This is a genomic window from Daejeonella sp., assembly GCF_037719425.1.
Lineage (GTDB): Bacteria > Bacteroidota > Bacteroidia > Sphingobacteriales > Sphingobacteriaceae > Daejeonella.
The window spans coordinates 1-8975 of the sequence record NZ_JBBJNI010000094.1; the positions used below are offsets into that span (position 1 = coordinate 1).

Below are 8975 nucleotides of genomic sequence, written 5' to 3' on the forward strand. Positions count from 1 at the left end.
CGGTCTGTCATTCCCGCGAAAGCGGGAACCATTTATCTCCCCAATTCCTCTTTATGTCTTATCTTCCGAAAATTCGGATCTGGCGAAAGTCAGAACCTCCGGTCCCTTAACTTAATGACATTGCGCGAAAGCGAGGACCTCAACGGCTTTAAGCTTGAATTCCCGGTCATGTAATTTTCTTCCTGTCATGAATTTTAAAGTTAAGCCTTTTCACCCTTAACCTAATGTCTAATTAAAGGTAGCAACTCCATCCGACATCTGATACCGTTCCCTAAACAATTCCCACCGTTCTCTAATTAACTCAATAAACTTCCCATATCCGTCCTTATCTTCCATCATTAGTTAACGATAGACTAATTCAAAAAACCCAGGCGAACCGGTGCAAGTCCGGATTGTTCCTTGTTCTGCAAGGGGTGCATCACGGCGACCTGGGTGTTTTAAGAGAATTCTGAGATAATATAAGCAGCTACCATCTGAAGCCTAAATGATTATTTCATTTAAAAGGGCAATAGCGGATATAAGCGCTGCTCTGTAAGCAAGCAACGACATCACTTTTATGTCACTCCCCCAACCAATTTTACTCCCTACAAATACTTCTCCCAAACTATTTCCGTAAATTCGCCTCAATTTTAGCGGAGATAAACTATCCGCGATATACCCAGAGATATGTTTAATACGATTGAAGAAGCTATAAGCGATATAAAAGCAGGAAAAATCATCATTGTTGTAGATGATGAGGATAGAGAGAATGAGGGGGATTTCCTGACGGCAGCATCGAATGCTACTCCTGAAGTAATTAATTTTATGGCAACTCACGGCCGCGGGCTGATTTGTGCGCCTCTTACCGAAGAGCGCTGCCAGGAATTGCGTCTCAACCTGATGGTTGGAAACAATACCGCGGTATTCGAAACGAATTTCACCGTATCTGTCGATCTTATAGGCCACGGTTGTACCACAGGTATCTCAGCTTCGGACCGTTCTAAAACTGTTCAGGCGCTGATCGATCCGACTACAAATCCTGAAGAATTGGGCCGTCCCGGTCATATATTTCCGCTGATAGCGAAAAAAGGCGGTGTTTTGCGCCGTGCAGGTCATACCGAGGCAGCTGTTGATCTTGCTGAAATGGCTGGTTTGCCTCCTGCGGGACTGCTGGTTGAGATCTTAAAAGAAGATGGGGAGATGGCTCGTTTGCCTGATCTGCTCCTCATCGCAAAACAGTTCGACCTTAAAATTATTTGTATCAAAGACCTGATCTCATACAGGCTTAAAACTGAATCGCTGATCAAGAAAGAGGTGGCGGTTAAATTGCCGACTCAATGGGGCGATTTTGAGATGGCAGCCTATACCCAACTCAATTCCGGCGAACAGCACCTTGCTTTGGTGAAAGGCAGCTGGGAAGAAGATGAGCCCATCCTTGTAAGGGTGCACAGCTCCTGCATTACCGGTGATATCTTCGGATCATGCCGTTGTGATTGCGGGCCTCAGCTTCATAAAGCGATGGAAATGATTGAGAAGGAAGGTAAGGGTGTTGTTATCTACATGAATCAGGAAGGCCGGGGGATCGGACTCATCAATAAATTACATGCTTATAATCTTCAGGAAAATGGGGTAGACACAGTTGAAGCAAATCTTCAGCTCGGATTCCCGATGGATCAGCGAGATTACGGGATCGGTGCTCAGATACTGCGCAGCCTTGGGATCAAAAAAATGAAGCTGATGTCTAACAACCCGACCAAGCGTTCCGGCTTAATAGGCTACGGCTTGGAGGTAGTTTCTAACGTTCCTATCGAGATTCAATCTAATGAGCATAACGAGCTTTACCTGAAAACGAAGCGGGATAAGATGGGCCATACCATCATGAAGAACAGCTAAATTATTTCTTTTCCGGCACAGTCGTTTCTTCGGGTTTCAACGCGTCTTCCGGCTTCGTTGGTACGGCATCTGTCTTCGGGCCTTCTGCTGCTTTACGGCGTTCTTCACTGCGGTTTTTACCAAGCAGGAATCCCAAGAGCTCGTTGAGGTCATCGAAGTCTTTCCTGTAAATCAATCCAAGCGCACTTACATAATCGCCCGTACTGTTGATGTTAAGGAATGGATTCCTGTTATTCAATTTATTGGACGCCTTTAAAACCAGGGTTCCATCTTTCTTGATCAGGTACTGAGCTTCCACGTCACGGGCAACTGAAGAACCGCTAAAAAAGTTAAATGCGGCTAAGTCGTCATCGTTCGTCCTTCTCTCAGTAACGCCACCAGTCAGTATCAAACGTTCATTCAACAGTCGCAATGTCGCACTTGCATCGTTAAACGAGCGTATGTTGAAATCGACAGTGTTAAGATTAAGATATTGCGATATCACTGTGTTAAACCGATTAAAGAATAATTCCGTACCCGCATTAATAAATGTGGATTGCACTACGCCAATGTCGGCGCCAGAGCCCTCAGCAAATGAGCGCCGTACAATAAGGCTCAGAGCTTGCTGATTTACATTGTTTACATCATTGAAATAAGACTGCAACTCGTCTTTGATGTATGTGTCTGAGGGGAAGTTTATATCAAATGCAATAGTAGGGGTTAAGAGCGGCCCGCTGAGGTTCATTACAGCTTCAGATGGCACTCTTTGATCCAGCGGCGGGCGTCCAGCAGCGATATAGAGCGGACGTAAGCTGGCCCTGACTTCATATATAGCTTTCAGGTTTATGGCAGCTTCCTGCGGATTGCCTGTCCACCTGATCGATCCGCCTTCATTAATTTTAAAGACCTTATTTATAAAATCCTGAGCGGTAAATTCAAACTGTCCGGTGGTTATGAGATAAGCGCCGAACATTTCGAAATCTCCAAGGCTGGTGATATTCAGCCGAAGATTTTCTGAATTACCCCTTCCCGAAAGCTTGCCCAGATCGGTGATAATATTTACTTCTGACGCTTCATCAACCTGCAGCGATAAGCTCATCACAAGGCCTTTAAAGGAGGTCACTTTAGGCTTGTTCATCGATGAGTCTTTCGCTACAAATGTTATAAAATCATTCTTAGCAACTGTGGCTGCTGAATTTAGCGGGATAGTGAAGACTGTGCCTGCTTCGGTCTTGGCATCGATGTTAATCTTCATATCATTTGTAGGGCCGGTAAAGGTAAATACCCCGGTCCCGTAGGCAGTGCCATAATATAGCGGATTATCCTTTGCAGTAGTATTCAGCGCCATGAACGGGTCGTTGGCGACGATGTTGATCTGGATTACCGGGTTAATAGGATTGCCCATGTCTACCGTGCCGTTGACGAGAGCTACACTATTATTGATATCTCTTAATTCAAGACTGTTCAGTACGATGACACTGTTTTCAATCTTGATATCATCTGTTATCCGGTACGGGGTTTTTAAGTAATTAACGATCATACCAGCATCGTTGAAGGAAACCGTACCATCTATTATCGGACGAGTGAGCTTGCCCGTGACTTCCAGATTGGCAGAAACCTTCCCGTTCATGTCTGACACCAGATTCTTAAGGAACGGCTGGAAGATGACCACTTCATTCTCATTCATCATCACGTTCAGGTCAAGGCTGTTCTGATCGCTATTGGCATTATAGGTTCCATCGATCTCAAGAGTTTTTAAGCCCTGGTTCTCGATATCCACATCAACATTGATCAACTTGGTAGCGTTGTCAAAACCGGCATTTAAGGTGAGATCGCCAATCAGTACATTATTATAATGGAGTGTGTCGATAGTGAGATCGGCTTCTACATCAGGCTTAGCCAGAATGCCGGCAAATTTTGCATCGCCGTTCAATTCTCCCCTTAATGAAATACCGAGAGGCTGAGTGAGTGGGCTAAAGGTTGTCAGCTTGAATTTATTGAATCCAACCAGTAGTTCGTCTGACGGGTTTTTAGATATAATCCCGTCAATGGTTATGATCTGATTATCGCGGAACAGCTCGAAGCCAGTAATCTTAGTTCTCCTGAACAGGCTGAACTTTTCGTTTGCACCGCGCCCTTCATCAAAGCTGAAGCTTACCTTTTCCTGGATCTTCCATACTTCCCGGTTAATGATCACATCGGAAGGAAGCACACTCAAACGAACTTTCTCCGGACCGTTCTGAGTGAACTCTACCAGGGAGTTCAAATCCAGCTGGTTAATTGCATCCTTGTCGGATAACTTAATGTTCAGGTTCAGGCTATCGTTCCTGAGGATATTCGCGACGTTGACATTCTTTATGTACAGGCTGTCGGTCAGATCCACGCGGTCCGAAGTGATGAATATGTTCATCGCATCAGCTGATGTGCTTTCGTCGATAATCAGATTATTGATCTTGATCTCGTTGAACTGGATAAGGGTGGCAAATCCGTTGAGGTTAGCAATGTTTTCGGCGGATACGAATTTTCCGTTGAAGCTGGCCCCTTCCGGTATCTTAAGTTCCGGCATGACGAGCATGCTCAATGGCTCAAATTGTTTGATCTTAAGACTGAATTCAAAGTTTTGCCGCCCCGGCTTATCATATTTAAGATTAAGCGAGGGGATGTACTGCGCAACCACCGATTTAAAGTAGGATGGAAAAGTTTTAAGATCGTACTCGCCCTTAATACTTGCGTCCAGGATATCAGATTCAATCTTCAGTTCTCTGTTCGCTCCAAGGCCTATGGCGCTTAAATAAACCGAATCAACTATAAAGGAGTTATCCGGATTAGTAAGTCGAATGCTGCTAATAGCGAAAGTGCCCTGAATGTTATCAAGATTGGATCCTGTGAAATTGGTTTTCAGGTCGGCATCGATCTGTACCGTGTCTTTCGTGAAATTTAACTTATGCAGATTAGCTCCGCGGACACTCGCCGTGAAATTAAAAATAGGAAGCTTAGGCTTCAGGTCGACGCTTCCGTTAAAATTAAGCTTGATATTTCGGTCGTTGATCTTGGCGATACCATCAAAAAACTTGTTGATAAAGCTTCCGTTAACATTGATATTGCTGTAGCGGTAGCCGTTATAGTCGAAGTATCGGATATCGCCTTTGAACCGTTCTCGCAGGGTATTGACATTAAAGCCGCTGCCAGTAATATTTGCCGTCAGAGTTGTCCTGCCCAGGTCTTTTCTGCCGAGAAGCTCACCCAGATTAAAATCATAAGCCTTAACTAAGCCACTGTACCGCGGATAGCCCGTGCCGTCAATCTTCATGTTAAGGTCAGTCACGACCCGGCCAAGGCGGGTTTTGAGTTCTCCAGCTGCCACAAAATCGTTGGTTAATCCTTTAAAGCGTCCTTTGAAGCTAATGGTTCCGAACTTGTAGGCTATCGCTGGAATCATCGATTTCTTGCGACCGGTGGCCCTTGCAATGATCAGGTCGAGGTCTTTTTTATTGGTGGAAAGCTGGTCGAATTTAAGGTCGAGACGCGTGTTTTTAAGATTGGGCAGTCCTTTAATATTGAAGTCGCCTTTGAGATATGTAGCCTGTCCGCTTCTGATTGAAAGATTCTTAGTCTTGAGGTCGTTTATGAAACCAGTAGCGTCGCCATCAACGTCCATAATAATATTAGAACTGGCGAGCTGGGGTGCAAAATAGGTTACGTCAGAGCTGTTTATTTTAGAATTATTGAAATGCACCTTCATGTAGACTTTGCTGATAAACTGGCCAAAGTCTTTAAAAGAGCCGTATTTCATTAAAAGGTAATCTGACAGCCGGGTGGTTGGAGTTTCAAGCAGCAGGTTTTTGAACTCCATTTGATTGGTGTCGATCGTTGCATCGGTGGTCAGGTTCTTTAAATAGAAGCCGCTTTTCTCCCGCAAGGTCAGATTCCTGAAGCCTGCTTTTACCAGGTGGTTCTTGGTGTCGAGATTCAGTATGGTAGTGCTCAGATTGCGCAGGTCGATATCATTAAAGTTGACCCCTTTAATCGGCTTTGTATTATTGAAGTTTTGATATTTGAAGGCGATGTTATTAAGGACGATCTTGTCCATTGTAATATCATATGGTCTCCGCGGTTTCTTAGTGGGTGTTGGATCCCCTGTATCGAAGTAGTTGATAATAAATTCAACGTTGGTCGCAGAATCACGATACTGTTTTAGATGGAATTTACCATTATCCATCTGGATGGTATTGACGGATATCTTACGCTCTTTAAATGATAGAAGATTAAGATCGACTGTAAGCTTCGGCGAGAATATTAAAGTATCCTGTTCCCTGTCTTCAATGTACACGCTATCCAGTACAACAGATTTGAACGGCTTGATGTATAAACCACCAATTTCCACCCGGGTCTCCAGTTCTTTTGAAAGGTATTTCGCAGCTTTCTTTGCGACATACGTCTGTACACTCCGATACTGAAGAGAAAAAATAAAAACTGCCACCAACAATAAAAGACTTGCGAGTATCCAGAGGGTAATTTTTAGCGCTTTTTTGATAGTTTTGTGTTTTAAACAGATAACATTTTTTACTCTATATAGTTTTGGCAATTATCCTCGGCATCGAATCTTCTTGTGACGATACATCAGCGTCTATCTGTATTGACGGTGTAATATCATCCAACATCATCTCAAATCAACTCGTCCATCAAAACTATGGAGGTGTTGTGCCTGAACTTGCCTCGCGCGTTCACCAGCAAAATATTGTTCCTGCAATACAAGAAGCGATAGCTCAGGCAAAAATACACAAAAATGACATCGATGCCGTAGCTTTTACTCGCGGACCCGGTTTGCTGGGCTCCTTATTAGTAGGAACGTCATTTGCCAAGGCTTTCGCATTAGCCAATAAACTTCCTTTGATAGAAGTCAATCATATGCAGGCTCACATTCTGGCTCATTTCATCGATAACAAGCCTGCCTTCCCGTTTATATGCCTTACGGTTTCCGGCGGACATACGCAGATCGTGCTGGTAAAGGATTATTTTGATATGGAGATCATTGGACAGACCACAGATGATGCGGCGGGTGAAGCGTTTGACAAGACTGCAAAAATTCTTGGGCTTCCTTATCCCGGCGGGCCGCTAATTGATAAGTATGCAAAGGAAGGAAATCCGGATGCGTTTAAATTTCCGGAGCCCCAGATCCCCGGACTTGATTTTAGCTTCAGTGGGTTAAAGACCTCTATAATGTATTTTGTGAGAGATAAGGTCAAAGCCGATCCTGATTTTCTGAAGATCAACATGAATGACATCTGTGCGTCGGTGCAGCACAGGATTGTTACTATTTTGCTCAATAAGGTGAAGAACGCAGCGGCCGCACATAAGATCAATAGAATAGCAATTGCTGGAGGTGTTTCTGCAAACTCGGGGTTACGAAACGGATTGAACAGCGCGGCTGCAGAATTAGGATGGGAGGTCTTTATCCCGCAATTTCAATACTGTACTGATAATGCGGGAATGATCGCCATAACCGGCTACTATAAATACCTGAAGCAGGATTTCGTCGGCCAGGATATTGCCCCACTGGCGCGAATGCCTTTTTAATTTTGATATCTTTATCCCATCACAATACCCCTTGAATTATGTTTAGTACACCGAGTATCATTTTCTTCCTTATTTTCCTGATCCCTCTGGTAGGTTTTCTGGTTTGGCTGATGAAGGAAGACAAGCGTAAAGGCAAAATAGGCCTCATGGTGTTAGGTTTTATGGTCATCGCGGGTATCATGTTTATGTACATCATGACGCGGGGGGAATAAAAACGTGACGCTCCTTACTCATTGGTAATCAGCTATTTCTATCTGATCTCGTTTCCACTTCAGTTTTTTTCAGTAAATATTTTCAGAACCCACCGGCCTCATTTTAATTTTGGCAGGGTATTAGATAATCATTCGGAAAAACATAGCCATGAAAAACGACAATAAATCAGAAATTGCTTTGGCAATTATTGCGGGAATTGCCGCAGGAACCGCAGCTTGGTACTTTATGAGTTCAGACAAAGGAAAAGAAAATTGGTCTACATTGTTGAATACCCTCAGAGATGTGACTGATAGATTAATGGAAGCTGGCGCAGAAAAGGGATCCCTTTTAGCAGCAGCAGGCAGAGAGGCTTCCGAATATATAAGCGAGAAAGCTGGTGACGTTATGGATGATGCAAAACAACAGTATGCTCACCATACTTCTAACAGTGCTAACTAAGACTAAGTAAAAAGGCCCCTTGGGCGAAATTATTTTGTCGGAAAGGATTGCGGCAAATAGCCGCAATCCTTTCCTTTTTTTAAGATAATGTCTCTCATCCCAATGCAGGCCGGGACCCCTGGTCTTTGTATTAATTGACCTTCATCCGCTCCTGACCGCCGGGGCTGGTCGTCCTATTTCACCTTTAATTTTTCTTGTAACCACGCTTCCATGCCCTCCCTCTGCTCCGGAAACTGCCAGTGACCTGTCTCTAAATATAATTTCAAAGTTTTAGGCGCTGTAATTACATTGTAAGCGGCATGCATGGAAGTAGGCGGACAAGTTTCATCATTGAAGCCCCAGCTATACATTCCGGGAACTTTCAACAGCCTTGCGAAATTCAGGACATCATAATATCCTGCGGTTCTGATCTTATCCTTTGCACTGATAGCATTTACATTATCCTTGTTAAACATGTGCGGCCATCCGCCAGCCCTGCCTAATAAGAATCCTGTCAGGTCGCTTAAGGCAGGGTAGTAGGCACCAAGAAATTTAACACGCGGATCAAGAACTGCGGTAACGATAGATAGCGCTCCGCCCTGACTGCCGCCCGTAACGCCAAGGTTGACTCCATCAAACTGTGGAAGGCTTGTGAGGAAATCGTTTGCACGGACACAGCCCATATAGACTCTCCTGTAGTAATATCTTTCAGGATCTTCAAGGTTGAATATCTGATAACCCAACAAAGCGCCGCCAGAAAGATTTGCGTACTGGCTTAGATCCATATTTACCGGGATACCGTGGATGCCGATCTCAAGGGTTATTACTCCTTTTTCGGCGGTTGCAATGTCACCATTATATGGCCTGATACCTGCACCCGGAACCCGAAGCAATGCCGGGTATTTACCTTCCTTTTT

The 8975-nt window shown here is 44.2% G+C and carries 6 protein-coding genes; 4 read left to right on the forward strand and 2 right to left on the reverse strand.

Features of this window, described 5'->3' with window-relative positions; translation table 11 throughout:
- The first annotated feature begins 666 nt into the window (after positions 1-666).
- Positions 667-1872 carry a bifunctional 3,4-dihydroxy-2-butanone-4-phosphate synthase/GTP cyclohydrolase II gene (locus tag WKF69_RS12670; protein WP_340382383.1) on the forward strand — a complete coding sequence of 402 codons (1206 nt, stop codon included), beginning with the start codon at positions 667-669 and terminating at the stop codon, positions 1870-1872.
- 1 nt (position 1873) lies between these two features.
- Here WKF69_RS12670 and WKF69_RS12675 read toward each other — a convergent pair whose 3' ends face one another.
- The gene (locus WKF69_RS12675; protein ID WP_340382385.1) at positions 1874-6331 is read right to left on the reverse strand and encodes a translocation/assembly module TamB domain-containing protein; all 4458 of its coding nucleotides are present in this window, start codon (positions 6329-6331) and stop codon (positions 1874-1876) included.
- A gap of 98 nt (positions 6332-6429) precedes the next feature.
- Here WKF69_RS12675 and tsaD point away from each other — a divergent pair, with 98 nt between their 5' ends.
- From tsaD to WKF69_RS12690, 3 genes are all read left to right on the forward strand, one after another.
- Positions 6430-7428, forward strand: coding sequence for a tRNA (adenosine(37)-N6)-threonylcarbamoyltransferase complex transferase subunit TsaD (tsaD, locus tag WKF69_RS12680; protein WP_340382386.1), 999 nt, complete (start codon positions 6430-6432; stop codon positions 7426-7428).
- Positions 7429-7466: 38 nt separating this feature from the next.
- Positions 7467-7640 carry a hypothetical protein gene (locus WKF69_RS12685; protein ID WP_340382388.1) on the forward strand — a complete coding sequence of 58 codons (174 nt, stop codon included), beginning with the start codon at positions 7467-7469 and terminating at the stop codon, positions 7638-7640.
- 148 nt (positions 7641-7788) lie between these two features.
- On the forward strand, positions 7789-8079 hold the full coding sequence (locus tag WKF69_RS12690; RefSeq protein ID WP_340382390.1) for a hypothetical protein: 291 nt from the start codon (positions 7789-7791) through the stop codon (positions 8077-8079).
- A gap of 173 nt (positions 8080-8252) precedes the next feature.
- On the opposite strand, the gene WKF69_RS12695 is transcribed toward WKF69_RS12690, so the two are convergent.
- Positions 8253-8975 (reverse strand): acetylxylan esterase (locus WKF69_RS12695; protein WP_340382392.1); only part of this gene is annotated, 723 nt, incomplete at its 5' end.